Below are 16,874 nucleotides of genomic sequence, written 5' to 3'. Positions count from 1 at the left end.
TGACCATCGATGCCGCTTCACGGAGGAATCTTGAAATCACCGGCAATCTTCGCGAAGGCGGCAAGCAGGGCTCTTTATTCAGCATCCTGGATTTGTGTCACACCAGCATGGGAAAAAGGCTTTTGAGAAGGTGGCTGGAACTTCCCCTGCGGGAAGTTGGCGCTATTAACGAACGCCTGGATGGAGTAGAAGAGCTGTTCCGGCAAATTGTGCTGCGGGAGCAACTGGCGGTGGTCTTAAAACGCATCTACGACATGGAGCGCCTGAGTGGAAAGCTGGGAAGCGGCCTGGCTAACCCCCGGGATCTTTTAGCCCTGAAATCATCCTGCCTGGCCTTAAAGGATTTAATAAGCATACTGCAAAAATGCCAAAATGAAACCCTTCGCCATGCGAGCGCCATGGACAATCTGGATGATCTGGCCGGCTTGATTGATCTGGCCATCGAAGATGACGCCCCTTTAGCCGTAAAAGAGGGCGGCCTTATAAAACCCGGCTTTGATGAAGAAATCGATGAATTGAAACAACTCTCCAACGAAGGATCAGCCTGGTTAGTCGATTATGAAAATAAAGAAAAAGAGCGCACCGGCATAAAGCATCTAAAAGTAGGATTTAATAAGGTATTCGGTTATTACCTGGAAATCAGCCGTTCCAATCTGCACCTGGTGCCCCCGGACTATATACGCAAGCAGACCCTGGTCAATACTGAACGCTTCATAACTGAACCGCTAAAACAGTACGAAGACAAAATCCTGGGCGCCAGAGAGCGCCTGTTCGCACTGGAATACGAAGTTTTTGCCAAAGTTAGAAATGCCCTGGCGGGGCACCTGCAGCGCATTCAGGACAGCGCCGGGCGGGTGGCTGCGGTGGATGTGCTCCTGTCCCTGGCAGAATGCGCCTTCCGCAATGATTATGTTCGTCCCCGGGTGGATGAAAGTGGTAAAATTGAAATCAAGGGAGGGCGCCACCCGGTAGTAGAGCAATTCCTTCAGGACGGCCGCTTTGTGCCCAATGATATTCGCATGGATTCAGACCAGTCCCGCTTTATGCTTATCACCGGCCCCAACATGGGGGGCAAAAGCACATATATGCGGCAAACCGCCCTGATCGTTATCCTGGCCCAGATAGGGAGTTTTGTGCCAGCCCGTGAGGCTCATATCGGTGTGGCCGACCAGGTATTCACCCGGGTAGGGGCCAGTGATGACCTGGCTTCAGGCCAGAGCACCTTTATGGTGGAAATGGTGGAGGTAGCCAACATACTTCATAACGCCAGCCTGGGCAGCCTGGTGATACTGGATGAGATCGGGAGGGGCACCAGTACTTTCGACGGGCTGAGCATCGCCAGGGCAGTCAGTGAGGATCTGGCCAACAGAATTAAAGCCCGTACCCTTTTTGCCACCCATTATCACGAACTTACCTCCCTGGCCGAAGATACCAACGGTATCGTCAACCTCTCGGTATCGGTAAAAGAGACTGGAGATACGGTAGTTTTTTTAAAAAAGGTGTTACCGGGAAAAGCTGATAAAAGTTACGGAATCCATGTGGCCAGTCTGGCCGGATTGCCAGGGACGGTGCTGAAACGTGCCGAGGAGATTCTAAACCAGCTGGAAAACAGGCCGCAAGAAGCCTCAGCTTCACTGGTGTTCGAACAACCGGCTTTATTTGCGGCCGAAAACCCGCTCCTCACAGAACTGCGCCGGCTGGATGTGGACAGCCTCAGCCCGCGTGAAGCTTTAAATATCCTTTATCGATGGAAAAGCGAGTTTAATTGATATGCTTATTTACATAAGGAGGTGTTGCCATGTTAATTGGTATCGATGTGGGTGGTACCTTCACTGACGGAGTATTGTTCGATGACGGCCGGATATTGGCTGCGGTTAAAAAGCCCACCCAAGCGGATCATCTGCAGGAGAGCCTCTTAGAGGTCCTGGATGGACTCCTGGCGGCAGCGGACGGAAAAGCCATTAACCGTATTGTGCTGAGCACCACCCTGGTTACCAATTTGCTGGTTACCGGGCAGGGGGAACTGACTGCCCTTTTGATGCTGCCCGGGTACGGACTTCCTCATCAAGCCTACGGTGTCAGCCGGGACATCTATTTTCTAAAAGGAGCCGTAGATTTCCGCGGCCGGGTAATTGAAGCCATCGATCAAAGAGAACTCCAAGAGGTTTGGCAGGATATCAAGCAGAAAGGGATTAAGCGCATAGCCGTAGCCTGCAAATTCTCCAACCGCAACCATTCCTTGGAACAACAGATCAGAGAATTCATCCGGCAAAACGACCCTGAAATGCAAGTGACCATAAGTGCTGAAGTCTCCGGCAAACTAAATTTTCCGAGGCGGGCTGCCACCACTTATTTTACCGCCATGACCATGCCGGAATGGAACCGTTTTGCAGACCGCATCAGCCAGGCCATACAGGCTCGGATTGCAGATGCCGAGATTCACATCCTCAAAGCGGACGGAGGCACCATGCCTTTGGAGGCCTCGCGCAATCAACCCTGCGAGACCGTATTCTCCGGCCCGGCTGCCAGCACCATGGGCGCCACCGCTTTGAGCCGTGACCAGCAAAACTCGGTAGTGGTCGATATCGGCGGCACCACTACCGATATATCTTTGCTTATCGCCGGACAGCCCCTGTACGCTTCCAAAGGAGCTCAAATCGAAAAGCATCATACCCATATCAATGCTTTTGCGGTGCGCTCCATCGCTCTGGGCGGGGACAGCGTCATCCGCTGCCGGGAGAACAGCATCAAGGTGGGTCCGATGCGCATCGGACCTGCCGCCTGTTTCGGCGGGGACGAACCAACCGTAACCGATGTTTTTAATATTTATTTCAAACTGGGGGTGGGGGATTCCGGACGCTCCCAGGAATCACTGGAGTCTCTGGCCGCTTCGGCTGGTATGGATCTGCAAAATCTGTGCTTTTTTGTGGTGGAAACCGTTATCGAACGCTTGAAGCGGGCTATCACCGAAATGTTCACCGAGTGGGAAAATGAGCCGGCCTATAAAGTATGGGAAGTGGTGCATCGTCGCAAATTCAGGCTGGACCGCATTATCGGCATAGGGGCGGCAGCCCATGCCATGGTGCCGGTGCTGGCCGAGGAGATCGGGGTTCCTTCCTTCATCCACAACTATGCGCCGGTAGCCAACGCTTTGGGAGCGACAGTGGTGCGCCCCACCCTGGCCCTGCATCTGCATGTGGATACCGCCAGCAATATATATACTGTCGATCCGGGGGGATTAAAAGGCAGCCTCGAATCGCCCCGGAAGTTTCAACTGGCGGACGCCAAGGTGCTGGCCCTCAGCTGTCTGGAAGAAATCAGCCGCCAGAGGGGCATCGATAAGTACACCGTTGATGCCGGTTTCTTTATGGAAGAACAGTTCAATATGATCCGCGGTTGGGACCGGGTAGGCAAGATATTCGAGGTAGGCATACAGGTCGCACCGGGATTCATCGAAGAATACCAGGGGGTGAGTGAATGAAGCCGACCGGAGTATTGTTTTTCCCGGCCTTTGACTGGGCCATAACCCCAACCCACCCGGAGCGTGAAGAGCGCTTGCTATATACCCGCGACCAGATATTTGAAGAGGGTATCATGGATTTGCCGCAGATACGTGAATATCAGCCGGGATTGGCCACCCTCAAGGATATTGCCCGGGTGCATTTCTGCGTCCCTGACATAGAATCGCAGATCACCGAGGCCCATCTGGTCTCAGCCGGATCAGCACTGCGCATGGCCGATGCGGTTGTAACCGGCGAAGTGAAGAACGGCTTTGCCATCGTCCGTCCCCCGGGGCACCACTCCATGACCGTGGTGCACGGCAACCGGGGCTTCTGCAACATCAACAATGAGGCCATCATGATAGAATACCTGCGCCATAAATACGGATTGAAGCGCATCGCCATAGTGGACACCGATGTACACCATGGGGACGGCACCCAGGAAATTTTCTGGGACGACCCCGATGTGCTTTTTATCTCCTTTCACCAGGATGGCCGCACCCTTTATCCGGGCAGCGGTTTCGTAGAAGAGAACGGCGGGCCTTTGGCTTATGGAACCACCATAAATATCCCGCTGTCGCCGCGCACCACCGACGAAGGAATACTGTTTGTACTGGATAATCTGGTAATGCCCATACTGGAAGAATTCAAACCCGACCTGGTGGTCAATTCAGCCGGACAGGACAATCATTACAGCGATCCCCTGGCTAATATGTGCTTCACCGCCCAGGGATATGCGAGGCTAAACCAGCGTCTCAAGCCTGATATTGCGGTTCTGGAAGGCGGCTACTCGGTGGAATCAGCCCTGCCGTATATCAACATGGGTTTGATTATGGCCATGGCGGGGATCGATTTCTCCAATTTGAAGGAGCCCGATTTTACGCCTCACAAATACAAAGAACCGGGAGGCAACCGTGAGATCTTACAGCGCATCGTGGATACACAACTCAGGGTATTCCGGGAACGGGAAGAAAAGGTGGCTCAAACCCTGGCCAAGCAGGAGCGCCCCTTCCGCATGGAGATGAGAAACATATTTTATGACACCGATTATATTCACGAACAGCAGCGGGTTGAACTGCGCATGTGCCCGCAGTGTGCGGGGTTCAAAACCATCGTGTCTTCGGCCCAGCACCCCTCCGGCAAAACCTACACGGTGGGCTGTGTGTCGATACCTTTCCAGGCCTGCCCCAACTGCCAGGCAGAGGGGCAGGAGGCTTACCAGACCTTGCAGAATGGCAATAATGAACTGGCATACCTGCAGAACAAGGCCGGCGACGAATATCGGGTCATAGATACCCGAACCAAACAGGAAACGAGGCTGTAAATGTCGATTCGGCTGCTGCATGACCATCTAATCAACAAAATCGCGGCTGGTGAAGTCATCGAAAGGCCGGCTTCAGTGGTCAAAGAACTGCTGGAAAACGCCATCGACGCCGGTGCTTCACGTATTGCGGTGCGGATCACCGGAGGCGGCGGCCTCAGCATCGAGGTTGAGGATGACGGAGGGGGCATACCCCTTAATGAGATTTCACTGGCATTTCAGCGCCATGCTACCAGCAAACTGAGCTCGGTGGACGATCTGCAGCAAATAATCACCATGGGATTCCGTGGCGAAGCCCTACCAAGTATTGCTGCCGTAGCCCGGGTTAAGGTTTTCAGCCGCTGCGCAGGCGAACCCGGTCTGTTCTTCCACATCGAAGGAGGCCGGATTCTGGCCTGCGAAGAGCGTGAAGCCGTACCGGGAACCCGTATGCTGGTAGAAGATCTTTTTTACAATACCCCGGCACGCAAGCACTTTCAGAAATCGCCTGTCAGTGAGGGGATTTTCATCAATGAGCTGGTGGGGCGCTATGCCCTGGCCCGTCCGGATATCTCGATCTCATTCAGCAACGAAGGGCGTCTGTACTATAAGACCCCGGGCAACGGGCAGCTCCGCGATGCTATCATAGCGGTGCACGGTTCCAGCCTGATGGAGCAGCTCCTGCCCTTATCATACGAGGGTGAGAACATCTCTTTGTCGGGATATATATCCCGCCCGGAGCTAAAAAAGTCCAACCGTAAACTGCAATGCTTCTATATCAACTGCCGCCCCATACGCAGCCCGCTTCTGTACCGGGCGGTAGATCAGGCATATCAGGGCATGCTGGTCTCGCGGGAGTTTCCGGTAGCTATAATCAACATCGTCATCGATCCCGGGCAGGTGGATATCAATGTGCACCCGCAGAAAAACGAAGTTCGTTTCCGCAAGGATCATGATGTGTTTCGAGCGGTTCATGAGGTCATAAAAAACCGTTTACAGGAGCATCAGGTAGGTATCAGCGGCTATCAGCGCGTCGCCCATGAGGCCGCAGCCGGGACCGATCTGGCCGAAGCCATATCAGGCGGTTGGATTTCCGGGGGTATCCCCGCCTTTCAGAACTATAAGCCGGCTTTTCAGCCTAAGCCCAGGACCCTTGAACCAGATCCGGTCATTCGGTATCAAGACCCTGCTACCGCTGCCGTCAACATCATAGGTCAATTCCGGCAGTCTTATATTCTGGCGGAAATAGACCGGGTACTCTATATTGTCGACCAACACGCCGCTCATGAGCGCATCATATTCAACCGCTTGCTCGACCGGGATCAGGCTCAGGCCAGGGAGTGCCAGGAATTGGTATTTCCTGTAGTAATAGAATTATCGACTTTAAAGGTCGAACTTTTGCAAGAACAGAGCGAGTTTTTCCGCAGCCTGGGTTTCGACCTCGGCCTGCTGGGGCATAATACAGTAGTGATACGGGCTGTGCCTGCGGGCTTGAGCGGGCACGAAGAGCAAACCATTGTAGAAATGCTGGATGCTCCCCAACCGGAAGGCAAAGATCAGTGGCGCGTCAAGGCCTTGATGAGGATGGCTTGCCAGCAGGCAGTCAAAGCCGGCCAGCTTCTAAACCAGGCCGAAATGGCGCAATTGATTATGGAGCTGTTAGATACCCCGGATTACAAGTACTGCCCCCATGGACGCCCTACCTTGATAAAGATATCTTCTGAGGATTTGGAACACATGTTTAAGCGTTGATTGAGGTCGTCAATGAAGATTGTTGCTACCACAACCCAATCCCGGATAGAACCGGATCCGGCCTTCCGGCAGTTTCTGGATGACAGTCAGTTTGAGTATGTACCCCGTCAGCGCAGGGGGCTTTATGCCATACAGCAAGAATGTCAGACTGACGCCATCCTGGTCTGGCAACGGCCAGTGCCGGTTCTGCATATCGGGGAGGACAAATTGTTTTTTCATCCCAGCATGGCCAAAGTGCGCCTCAGCGCTTACCGCAGGAAAGATCAGCCCGATCCTCTCATTGAGGCCGCCCGGGTTAAGCCGGGAGATCTTATACTGGACTGCACTATGGGGCTGGGAGCGGACAGCATCGTTCTGGCATATTTTGCCCAGGGCCAGGTGACAGCACTGGAATCCTCACCGGCTATCGCTTATACGATCAAATGGGGCATGCGGCTTTATGATTCCCGGATGCCCTGGCTTGATGAAGCCGTTCACCGCATCAAAGTCCAGGCTATCGACCATTTATGCTATTTACAGAGTCTGCCCGACAAATCCTTTGACCTGGTATACTTTGATCCTATGTTTAGAAAACCGCTGTTGAAGAGCGAAACCCTTAGCCCTATCCGTATGCTTGGCGACTCACTGCCCTTGAGCGAACAGGCCATAAGCGAAGCCGGGCGGGTGGCCCGAAAAAGAGTGCTGTTGAAGGAACGAGCCGGAAGCCCTGAGTTTTCCAGGCTGGGATTCGATCAGGTAGTTGGCAGCGTACATAATCAGGTTCATTTCGGAATAATCGACGTCAACAGCGATTGACGCGCAAAGGTGGTTTACAATTTGGATAAACTGCTGGCCATTGTGGGACCGACTGCTAGCGGTAAAACCACGCTGGCTGTTGAGCTGGCGGAAAAGCTTAATGGGGAAATACTGTCCTGCGACTCCATGCAGGTTTACCGGGGTATGGATATTGGCACTGCCAAGGCCACTCCGGTTGAGCAAGCCCGGGTAGCCCACCATCTCATCGACATCGTGGATCCCTGGGAGGAGTTCAGCGTCGCGCAGTACCAGCAATTGGCCAAAGCTACTATCAACCATCTTAACCAGAACGGTATACTGCCCGTTCTTACCGGGGGAACCGGCCTGTATTATCAGGCTGTGGTCGACGATTACCAGTTTTACCCCATGGCCAAACGTCAGGCTATCCGGGATTACTGGAACAAACTTATATCGCTTCACGGGCTTGATTTCGCTTTTGAACGCCTCCAAGCGGTCGACCCCGATTATGCTGCCATTATCGGCCGCAATGACCAGAGACGACTGGTGCGCGCCCTGGAGGTATTCGCATTGACCGGGGAGCCGTTTTCCCGTTTTCAGGCCCGCAACCGCCATCAATATCATCTGGTGGCGATTGGCTTGAGCATGGAACGCAGCCAGCTGTATGCCCGCATTGAACAGCGCGTCGACGGGATGATTGAACAGGGGTTGATTGAAGAGGTTCTGAGACTGCGGGAACAGGGATGTTCTTTGAGCCATACCTCCATGCAAGCTCTGGGATACAAGCAGGTTATGTATTATCTGGAAGGCTTTATCAACAAAGCGATGATGATAGAGGAGATCAAAAAAGAAACCCGTCGTTTCGCCAAGCGCCAGTTAACCTGGTTCAGAAAAGACCACCGTATAATATGGCTTGAACCCGGTGAATTTTATGATGCTGATAAATTGGCAAAAAATATTTCTTTTTCAATGGCAGGACATATTTGGGGCTTGTAGAAATGTCTACAGGAAGAGATAATAAAGAGTATGAGTTTTTATTGAATGGAGGGGCTGCTTAAATGACGAAAGGCCAGATCAACCTGCAGGATACTTTCTTAAACCTGGTTAGGAAGGATAAGACCCCGGTCACCATCTACCTGGTAAATGGATTCCAAATCAAAGGCGTGGTGAAGGGATTCGATAATTTTACCGTGATAGTAGAAATGGACAACAAGCAACAGCTGGTTTATAAACACGCTATTTCCACCGTTGCGCCTATCCGCCCGCTCGGCATGCTTAATCTGGATTTCAGGAATGAAGAGGAAAAATAATCAAGAATAGAGGAATGTAGTTATAAAGGACCTTGTTCGTTTGAGAACAGGGTCCTTTTTATGAACCAGCCCTGGTAACCCACCAGCTGTAGCTATGAATATGTTTGACAGACAAGCTTCGTTAATGATTAAGCGGGTAATGGTAAACACTTGAGGAATGGGAGGACCTATGGAAAAGTTTATAAATCGAGAAGGATGCCAAGTAGCTTATGAGTATTTGCCGGGGAAACAAGCCATCACTGTGATTTTAACGCATGGTTACGGACTGCATCGCGCCATGTGGGAGCCGCAGGTTGCATGTTTGCAGGAAAATGGCTATCCGGTGATCAACATTGATATCCGCGGCCATGGAAAGTCAAGGCCTGCGAACGAATTCAGTGTAAAACTGGCGACAGAAGATATTCAGGCTATAATCGATACGGAAAAGCCCGGACAGTATTTACTGTGCGGGCTTTCAATGGGCGCTTTTGTCGCGCAGGAATATGCATTCCTTGCCGGGGGCGCAGTAGGTTATATGCTGACAGGGGTAACGCCGTTATTCATGCCTTATCCTAAATGGGAAAAGACACTGTTAGCATACTCCGGGGCGATTATGAAGTATCTTTACACCTGGCAGGGACTTAAAAAAGCCATGGCCAAAGGAAGCGTCCATACAAAACCGGCATTGCTGAATATCGCGCAGATGTTCGAGGAAATGGATAAGCGGGAATTTCTTATGTCGTGGCAGGGTTTTAGCGCCTGTCTGCATGAAGAAAGGTTCAGATTTGACGCGCCGTTGCTGGTGGTTGCCGGTGAGCAGGATACAAGAGGAACCATACAAAAGCATCTTGCGGATTGGACCAAGCATTATACGGATTGTACGGTAAAAACCATTGCCAACGCGGGCCATGTGGCAAATCTGGACCAGCCCGAACAATTCAACCGGTTATTGCTTTCTTTTATAAATGATTGTACGTCGTAAAAAGCTCAGCCAACCAAGCTAACCAAGAAAGGCCAACAAATAGAATCTTCCTTGCTGGCCGGTCCTCAACCCTGTTGCCCCCAAACAGGTAAAACCAACCTGCTCCGAAGTAGCACCACTTTTGTCTGGGTGTCATATGATAGGGTACAACAGATAGGAGTAGTGATACAGTGCAAATATCAAAAAAGTTTAACAATCCCGAGGTCTTTCCGCAGCGGGCATCCAGCAATTTTTGCCCGGAAATTTTCGACCGTCCTTCCTTTAAAGAACTGGATAAATTGATCGGACTGATGGATGTAAAAAAAATGCTGGCCGAGATTACCGCTTTCAGTTTGATACAGATCAAACGCTCCGAGCAGAATCTCAAGTCACAGCCGGTGTCCCTGCATATGATATTCAAGGGCAATCCCGGTACGGGCAAAACCACGGTAGCGCGCATCCTGGGCAAGATTTTCAAAGATATCGGGCTGCTCGATAAAGGGCATCTGGTCGAGGTGGAGAGAGCCGACCTGGTAGGGGAGTATATCGGTCACACCGCGCAGAAAGCCAAGGAAAGCGTTCAAAAAGCCCTGGGCGGTATTCTATTTGTTGACGAGGCCTATACGCTGGCACAGGGTGGGGAAAAAGACTTTGGCAAAGAGGCCATCGCCACTATAGTGAAACAGATGGAGGACCACCGGGATAATCTGGTGGTGATACTGGCCGGGTACTGCAACGAAATGGATCATTTCGTGCGTTCCAATCCCGGCTTAAGATCAAGATTTCCGATACACATACATTTTAATGATTATCTCTGTGAAGAACTTTTCCAAATAGCCCTGCACCTTTACGCCGAGAGGGAGTATGCACTAAGCAGCGCCGGCCGTTGGAAGTTGAAGCATATCCTGACCGAGTTTACCAGCCACAGGCATCCCCACAGCGGCAATGCCCGCTTTGTGCGCAATCTCACCGAAAAATCAATTCGCCGCCAGGCCTTGCGCATCATAGACAAGACCCATTTGACCCGCAAAGACTTGACCACCATTGAGGATGTTGATTTGCCGGAACTTGCGGACCTCAAAACCTGATCATGGCAAAACACTGCATAGGCGTGATGATCGAGTCGACGGACCGGTGTGTTCTTGCGGCTGAAAGCCAGACTGGCGGGCTTGATCATTCCACATCATTCGTTCTCTTCATGAATCGCCTGCTCTTTTCGAAGTGATGCTGCAGTCAATATTCCCTGAGAGATGAGGGAAAGCATCAAAATCAGCAGCAGAATCCACCATCCGACAGACTCAAAGATGTCCTCCGGAACTATTAGGGTGTACCCCATATAGGCAAGAAACAACGCTGCCTGCACAATTTTATGCGCTCTGGCATCCGCCTCATTTTTCAAGGCGTTCAGCCTTTCATCATTCTCATTGATAATAATTGCTTTCATGGTTTGGGGGTTGTTCCGTATCCTGGTCAGCTTGAGGTAATAAAAGAAAGACACTGTCAAGGGGATGAAAGACAATCCGACCACCGACCGGTTGTTTGCTATGATGCGAGCATCTGTCCAGGCAAAGGCTATTCCCACTGCCAACAGAGCCATTCCCACAATCAGGGCTGCATACATAATGATTCTGGCTTCTTTAACGATCCTATCGGTATTCATTAATCAATCCTCCCAAAAAAGTTGATCCAGGGTTTTGTTCAAGGCCCTGCAGATTTCAACACATAATTTCAAACTGGGATTATACTTACCCGACTCAATCAAATGAATGGTCTGCCTGGTGACTCCTACTATTTCCGCAAGCTGTTCTTGAGACAAGTCCAATTCAACTCTGGCCATTTTTATTTTTTTGTTTTTCAAAAGCATCATCTCCTGACATCATTATAATTAATATATTACATAAAGTAAAATATATTTTGCTTTATGTAATATATTTTTTGCACGACGCCTCGCTTCCCAGATGAAACACCACATGTCAAACGAATTGTGGTTCTTCACCAGGCCCGTGTATAATATGAAGGGTAGATGCACTACAAAAGACGGAAAGTGAGGCCGCAATCATTGGCGGATGCCATGGAAGCTGTAAGAAAAGCCGAAAGCTTGGTTTATCCACAGTTTAGACTATTTGAAGATAATGCCTATATTAATGGAGAGCGGGTGCTGAAGGCCTTTCAGCAAGCCCGGGTGCGGGAGCATCATTTTTATGGTTCTACCGGCTACGGCTATGGAGATACCGGCCGTGCAGCATTAGAAAGGGTTTATGCCGAGGTTTTTCAGGCCGAGGATGCCCTGGTGCGCCCGCAGATCGTATCCGGCACCCATGCCATAACAGCTTGCTTGTTCGCGCTGCTGCAGCCGGGGGATGGATTGCTCAGCATCAGCGGCAGGCCCTATGACACCCTGTTAAACATTATTGACGGAGGCCCTGAGCGCAAAGGCACTTTAATGAAGAAGGGCATCCTTTATAAGGAGATACCCCTAACCCGAGCCGGGCTGCCGGATGAAAAGTCTATTAAAGAGGCGGTGGACCGGAATACCAAACTGGTGTTGATCCAGCGTTCCCGCGGCTACAGCCTGCGCCCGGCCATCCCGGTCCAAGGGATTAAACGCCTGGTTGAATTGGTGAAAGGGCAAAAGCCTGACTGCATTGTTCTGGTGGACAACTGTTACGGGGAGTTTGTCGAGCAGCAAGAACCCTGCCAGGCGGGAGCTGATCTGGTGGCAGGCTCCTTGATCAAGAACCCCGGCGGGGGACTGGCCCCTAACGGTGGTTATATCGCGGGACGGGCCCCACTGATCGAGTCCATCGCTTATTACCTTACCGCACCCGGACTGGGCAAGGAAATGGGCTCCAGCCTGGTTGATAAGCGCTGGTTTTTTCAGGGCCTGTTTATGGCTCCGCATACGGTGTTGCAGGCACTGAAGGGGGCGGTTTTATTGGCTGCCCTGTTCGAAGAGGCGGGCTACCGGGTAGAGCCCGGATGGAGTGAGCCCCGGGCTGATATCATACAGTCCATCTGTTTCGATCATATAGACCAGCTGCAGCGCTGCTGTCAGGTGGTGCAGAATTGCTCGCCGGTAGACAGTGATGTGCAGTTGGAATTTGCCCATCTTCCGGGCTATGATGTTCCAGTGATAATGGCAGCGGGCACTTTTGTACAGGGATCTTCAATTGAATTCTCCTGTGATGCCCCGGCCAGAAAGCCCTACTGTGCCTATGTGCAGGGGGGGTTAACCTATGAACACTGTCGTTATGCGGCGGCTCAACTGATTCGGGCATTAAGGCCGCCAGCTGATTGACCTTTAGGAGGTGTATTGATGATGACCGATACTCTGGTGCTGGTTCTGGCGGTGCTTTTAATGCTGGCGGGACTGGTGGGAGTTATTGTTCCATTGATTCCAGGTATACCCCTGATTTTAGGCATCATTGTGGCTTATGGCTGGTATGAAGGCTTTGAGGTTATCAACGTGGCATATATCGCTATGATGGGTGGAATCACCTTGTTGTCGGTAGTCGTCGACTATCTGTCAACTACTCTGGGAGCTAAATATTCGGGCTCCACCCGGGCCGGAGTATGGGGCGCTTTTATCGGCACTTTTGTAGGACTGTTTATTTTTCCTCCCCTGGGATTGTTGATAGGACCCTGGGTTGGAGCCATGCTGGGGGAGTACCTCAGTGTAAACGACATAAACAAGGCTGTGAAAGCCGGATTCGGCACTGTGATAGGATTGTTCTCGGGACTGTTTTTTAATCTTCTATTAGGGATAATAATGGTAGTCTCGTTTTTGGTTAGAGTTATATAGTATACATGCCGCGGAGCGGTTTACTGCCGCAGACAGGTGTGGTATGCTAGGACTTTGAGAACGCTAACAGGAGGCTTATTATGGATAAGAGCACCATTATGAAAATCGCCGCGGACGAGAATGTTAAATTCATCCGGCTGCAATTCACCGACATCCTTGGAGTGATGAAGGCTATCTCCATTACTGAAGATCAACTGGAGAAAGCCCTGGATGGGGAATTGATGTTTGACGGTTCATCTATAGAAGGTTTTGTGCGTATTGAAGAATCTGATATGTATCTTAAGCCGGACTTGGATACTTTTCTGATTTTACCCTGGTCCAATCCCAACTCTGATGCCAAAACGGCGCGTTTGATCTGTGACATCTATGACTCGGATAATCAGCCCTTTCACGGTTCACCGCGCCAGGCCTTGAAGAATATGCTCAAAGAGGCTGCTGAGATGGGTTATTCCATGCAGGTGGGGCCGGAACCCGAATTTTTCATGTTCCACCTGGACGAAGACGGCACCCCCACATTGAAGACCAATGACAAGGCCAGTTATTTCGACCTTCCCCCGGTTGACAAGGGTGAGAACGCCCGCCGGGACATGGTGGAGACCCTGCAGAGCATAGGCTTTGAGATCGAAGCCGCTCACCACGAGGTAGCGCCGGGGCAGCATGAGATAGATTTCAAATACCAGGACGCCTTGAAAACGGCTGATAATATCGTCACCTTCCGTATAGTGGTGCGAACCGTGGCTCAACAACACGGCATGCATGCCACTTTCATGCCTAAACCGCTTTTCGGTGTAGCCGGTTCAGGGATGCACCTGCATATTTCACTTTTTAAAGATGGGAAAAACGCTTTTTACAATGCCGACGATCCGGCTGGGCTGAGCGATGCCTGCCGATATTTTATCGCCGGGGTGATGAAGCATTCCCGGGCTATCACCGCCATCACCAATCCTACCGTAAATTCGTACAAAAGGCTGGTGCCGGGATATGAGGCTCCGGTATATATCGCCTGGTCTTACCGCAACCGCAGTCCCTTAATCCGCATCCCGGCCCGGCGGGGGATAGGTACCCGCATCGAAGTGCGCAGCCCCGACCCCACCTGCAATCCCTACCTGGGTCTGGCAGTGATTTTAAAGGCCGGTCTGGAAGGGATAAAAAACCGGGAAGAACCTCTGCCGCCTGTAGACAAAAACATATATGAGATGAACCTGGCGGATAGAAAACTCAACAATATCGAATCGCTGCCAGAGAATCTCTATGAAGCCATATCTGAGCTGAACCGCGACGAGGTGATCCAGCAGGCCCTGGGGCGTCATATTCACTCGCGCTTCTGTTATGCCAAGATTAAAGAATGGGAAACTTACAGTTCGCGGGTCTACGAGTGGGAAATCGAGGAGTATCTGGAGAAATTCTAGCAGAGGATAGTTGGGAACGGGTGACCCTTGGAAACCCCAGGTGTCACCCGTCTTTATTTGTCACCCTACATACGGCGCAACAGGCCCGCTACTTTGCCTGCTATTACGGCATGCGGAACTATGATAGGCTGCATGGTCCGGTTCTCCGGGCGCAGCTCCACATAACCATCATGCTTGAACAGCCTTTTTACCGTAGCCTCATCTTCCAACAAGGCCACCACGATCTCGCCGTTGCTGGCATCGGCTTGCTGACGGACAATCAGATAATCTCCGTCAAGAATACCGGCATCGACCATGCTGTCGCCCCTGACCTGTAAAAGGAAGTGCTGGCCGCTGCCGATCAACTCCATGGGTACCGGTATGAAAGCATCTATGTTCTGCTCGGCCAGAATCGGGACACCGGCTGCCACCTGTCCGATCAAGGGCAGTGATACTATCTGGGTGAGACTCTGTTCTTCCTGGGTCGGCACCGGAATAATAGCACGTGGTTTAGTAGGATCCTTGCGCAGATAGCCTTTTTCCTCCAACTGTACCAGATGGGCATGCACCGTTGAACTGGATTTCAAGCCAACCGCCTGGCCGATTTCACGCACCGAGGGAGGATATCCGGTATTCTTAATCTGGTTTCTGATGTAACCCAAAATCTGCTCTTGACGGGGTGTTAAATCCTCAGGCACTGGGAATCCCTCCCATCATGTTTGTCAACATTATAGCATACCCCGGCTGATAAAAACACATGTTCGCATGTATTTAACCGGCTGCGGGGAACTGATAAAATGGCTTTGGTCGTTTGTCACTGCCGACAGCCCGCCTATACAGACCAAAAACAATCGGGGGCGGCGTTTTCCAGACTTGACAAAAAACGTTGTCTGGCACCAGGGAACTGGGCTTCAATGATGTCCAACACCTGTTTGACTTCATCCCGCTTGGTCTGCCCGCTGGCCGGGCAGCGCGAAGCCATCACCGGCAGCTTAAGGGAGGCCGCGCATTTCTCAATATCCGCTTCGGCAACATAAACCAAGGGGCGAATAAGGGTAACATCCATTCGATCCAGGTAGGTTCTGGGCTTAAAGACATGGAATCGCCCTTCAAAAAGCATTGATAAAAAGAAGGTATGAACCGCATCATCCATGTGATGGCCTAAAGAAACCTTATTGCAGCCGATATCCCTGGCGATGCGGTTTAAGGCGCCGCGGCGCAGATTGGCGCACAGCGCGCAGGGGTTTTTTTCCCGTCTGTTTTCGAAAACGATACGGCCTATATGGGTGTGCTCCACCCACAATTCCAAACCCAATGATTCGCAATAATCGGCGACAGCCTGATGGTCCTCGCCCCAGCCCATATCCAGCATCACTGGAGAGATGGAGAAGTTCACCGGAGTGTATTTCTGCACCAGCGTGAGGAAGTACAGCATGGTCAAACTATCTTTGCCCCCGGAAATTCCGGCCAGAATTCGATCACCCTCCTCGATCAGGTTGTACTTCAGGCTGGCGTCGCGCACCTGTTTAAACATATGTTTAATCCGTCGCTGGCTCAATTGGCGGCACTCCCATTCCTGCAAATGGCAAAAGTTAAGCAAACACTTCTGCTGTCAAATATCCAACAACTCGTTTTTCCAGCTCGCTCTCCGGTGTTGATCATGTGCCGATCAAGCGAATAGCAAAGCAGTTTCCTGTTATGAAGCGAGTAAACTTGATAAAATGAATCATTGGCCTCAAATCTCTTTCATTACCATTAATTATATCCTAATATTACCAATATAAAAGCCTGGTTGGGTTAACAACCAGGCCGGACTCGTAATGGTTCTATACTGCGGCCGGAGCCGGTTCATAAGCTCGATTCAGCAATACCACGGGGTGCAGAACCTCGGCATTCCAATTGCTGCGCTTGCAGCCGAAGTTGAGCTGCATTATGCAGCTGGGGCAGCAGGTGGCCAGGATGTCAGCCCCGGTGGATGCCGCGTTGGACATCTTTTTGTCCAGGATTTGCATGGAAAGCTGGTGATGGGTGACCGAATAGGTTCCAGACCCGCCGCAGCAACTGGCTGCATGGGGCATTTCCACCAGCTCCACCCCGGGGATGCGGCGCAGCAATTCGCGGGGCTGCTC

Annotated in this window: 17 protein-coding genes; 12 read left to right on the top strand and 5 right to left on the bottom strand. The window is 51.5% G+C overall.

What is annotated here, in order from left to right:
- From mutS to B2633_RS10550, 9 genes are all read left to right on the top strand, one after another.
- On the top strand, positions 1-1,769 hold a 1,769-nt coding region (gene mutS, locus B2633_RS10590), incomplete at its 5' end, for a DNA mismatch repair protein MutS (RefSeq protein WP_483170609.1).
- Between the two features lie 29 nt (positions 1,770-1,798).
- A complete protein-coding gene (locus B2633_RS10585; RefSeq protein WP_483170607.1) occupies positions 1,799-3,481 on the top strand; it encodes a hydantoinase/oxoprolinase family protein in 1,683 nt (560 codons plus the stop codon).
- Positions 3,478-4,824 carry a histone deacetylase family protein gene (locus B2633_RS10580; RefSeq protein WP_483170606.1) on the top strand — a complete coding sequence of 449 codons (1,347 nt, stop codon included), beginning with the start codon at positions 3,478-3,480 and terminating at the stop codon, positions 4,822-4,824. The genes B2633_RS10585 and B2633_RS10580 overlap by 4 nt, the downstream gene beginning before the upstream one ends.
- Positions 4,825-6,552, top strand: a complete 1,728-nt coding sequence (mutL, locus tag B2633_RS10575; RefSeq protein ID WP_483170605.1) for a DNA mismatch repair endonuclease MutL — start codon at positions 4,825-4,827, stop codon at positions 6,550-6,552.
- 12 nt (positions 6,553-6,564) lie between these two features.
- Positions 6,565-7,347, top strand: a complete 783-nt coding sequence (locus tag B2633_RS10570) for a class I SAM-dependent methyltransferase (protein ID WP_483170603.1) — start codon at positions 6,565-6,567, stop codon at positions 7,345-7,347.
- Between the two features lie 21 nt (positions 7,348-7,368).
- Positions 7,369-8,301 (top strand): tRNA (adenosine(37)-N6)-dimethylallyltransferase MiaA, encoded by a 933-nt coding sequence (miaA, locus tag B2633_RS10565; protein WP_483170602.1) that lies wholly within the window; start codon positions 7,369-7,371, stop codon positions 8,299-8,301.
- A 62-nt stretch (positions 8,302-8,363) separates the two neighbouring features.
- Positions 8,364-8,615 (top strand): RNA chaperone Hfq, encoded by a 252-nt coding sequence (hfq, locus tag B2633_RS10560; RefSeq protein ID WP_481038980.1) that lies wholly within the window; start codon positions 8,364-8,366, stop codon positions 8,613-8,615.
- Between the two features lie 169 nt (positions 8,616-8,784).
- The gene (locus B2633_RS10555) at positions 8,785-9,576 is read left to right on the top strand and encodes an alpha/beta fold hydrolase (protein ID WP_483170601.1); all 792 of its coding nucleotides are present in this window, start codon (positions 8,785-8,787) and stop codon (positions 9,574-9,576) included.
- 170 nt (positions 9,577-9,746) lie between these two features.
- Positions 9,747-10,643, top strand: coding sequence for an AAA family ATPase (locus B2633_RS10550; protein WP_483170600.1), 897 nt, complete (start codon positions 9,747-9,749; stop codon positions 10,641-10,643).
- Between the two features lie 95 nt (positions 10,644-10,738).
- Here B2633_RS10550 and B2633_RS10545 read toward each other — a convergent pair whose 3' ends face one another.
- Complete coding sequence (locus B2633_RS10545) at positions 10,739-11,215, bottom strand: hypothetical protein (RefSeq protein WP_483170598.1); 477 nt, start codon at positions 11,213-11,215, stop codon at positions 10,739-10,741.
- Between the two features lie 3 nt (positions 11,216-11,218).
- Positions 11,219-11,413, bottom strand: coding sequence for a helix-turn-helix transcriptional regulator (locus B2633_RS10540; RefSeq protein WP_483170597.1), 195 nt, complete (start codon positions 11,411-11,413; stop codon positions 11,219-11,221).
- A gap of 213 nt (positions 11,414-11,626) precedes the next feature.
- Here B2633_RS10540 and B2633_RS10535 point away from each other — a divergent pair, with 213 nt between their 5' ends.
- From B2633_RS10535 to glnA, 3 genes are all read left to right on the top strand, one after another.
- Positions 11,627-12,853 carry a methionine gamma-lyase family protein gene (locus B2633_RS10535; RefSeq protein ID WP_483170596.1) on the top strand — a complete coding sequence of 409 codons (1,227 nt, stop codon included), beginning with the start codon at positions 11,627-11,629 and terminating at the stop codon, positions 12,851-12,853.
- Positions 12,854-12,871: 18 nt separating this feature from the next.
- A complete protein-coding gene (locus B2633_RS10530; protein ID WP_483170595.1) occupies positions 12,872-13,357 on the top strand; it encodes a DUF456 domain-containing protein in 486 nt (161 codons plus the stop codon).
- 80 nt (positions 13,358-13,437) lie between these two features.
- Positions 13,438-14,766: a type I glutamate--ammonia ligase gene (gene glnA, locus B2633_RS10525; RefSeq protein WP_483170593.1), complete on the top strand. Its 1,329-nt coding sequence runs from the start codon at positions 13,438-13,440 to the stop codon at positions 14,764-14,766.
- 65 nt (positions 14,767-14,831) lie between these two features.
- On the opposite strand, the gene lexA is transcribed toward glnA, so the two are convergent.
- The 3 genes from lexA to B2633_RS10510 form a co-directional block, all read right to left on the bottom strand.
- Positions 14,832-15,443, bottom strand: a complete 612-nt coding sequence (lexA, locus tag B2633_RS10520; RefSeq protein WP_483170592.1) for a transcriptional repressor LexA — start codon at positions 15,441-15,443, stop codon at positions 14,832-14,834.
- 134 nt (positions 15,444-15,577) lie between these two features.
- Positions 15,578-16,303: a tRNA 2-thiocytidine biosynthesis TtcA family protein gene (locus B2633_RS10515; RefSeq protein WP_483170591.1), complete on the bottom strand. Its 726-nt coding sequence runs from the start codon at positions 16,301-16,303 to the stop codon at positions 15,578-15,580.
- Between the two features lie 268 nt (positions 16,304-16,571).
- Positions 16,572-16,874, bottom strand: a 303-nt coding sequence (locus tag B2633_RS10510; RefSeq protein ID WP_483170589.1) for a (Fe-S)-binding protein, incomplete at its 5' end; no start/stop codon positions are given.

Origin of the sequence: Syntrophomonas sp. UBA1041 (genome assembly GCF_002316705.1) — a bacterium.
In the GTDB taxonomy this organism is placed as follows: domain Bacteria; phylum Bacillota; class Syntrophomonadia; order Syntrophomonadales; family Syntrophomonadaceae; genus DTU019.
This window is presented reverse-complemented; position numbering and strand designations above follow the sequence as displayed.

Bases quoted from the DNA above. Each gene is read 5' to 3' on its own strand.
- B2633_RS10570 (WP_483170603.1), top strand. From the start codon at position 6,565: ATGAAGATTGTTGCTACCACAACCCAATCCCGGATAGAACCGGATCCG.
- glnA (WP_483170593.1), top strand. From the start codon at position 13,438: ATGGATAAGAGCACCATTATGAAAATCGCCGCGGACGAGAATGTTAAA.
- B2633_RS10535 (WP_483170596.1), top strand. From the start codon at position 11,627: ATGGAAGCTGTAAGAAAAGCCGAAAGCTTGGTTTATCCACAGTTTAGA.
- B2633_RS10545 (WP_483170598.1), bottom strand. From the start codon at position 11,215: ATGAATACCGATAGGATCGTTAAAGAAGCCAGAATCATTATGTATGCA.
- mutL (WP_483170605.1), top strand. From the start codon at position 4,825: ATGTCGATTCGGCTGCTGCATGACCATCTAATCAACAAAATCGCGGCT.
- B2633_RS10555 (WP_483170601.1), top strand. From the start codon at position 8,785: ATGGAAAAGTTTATAAATCGAGAAGGATGCCAAGTAGCTTATGAGTAT.
- B2633_RS10530 (WP_483170595.1), top strand. From the start codon at position 12,872: ATGATGACCGATACTCTGGTGCTGGTTCTGGCGGTGCTTTTAATGCTG.
- B2633_RS10580 (WP_483170606.1), top strand. From the start codon at position 3,478: ATGAAGCCGACCGGAGTATTGTTTTTCCCGGCCTTTGACTGGGCCATA.
- B2633_RS10585 (WP_483170607.1), top strand. From the start codon at position 1,799: ATGTTAATTGGTATCGATGTGGGTGGTACCTTCACTGACGGAGTATTG.
- hfq (WP_481038980.1), top strand. From the start codon at position 8,364: ATGACGAAAGGCCAGATCAACCTGCAGGATACTTTCTTAAACCTGGTT.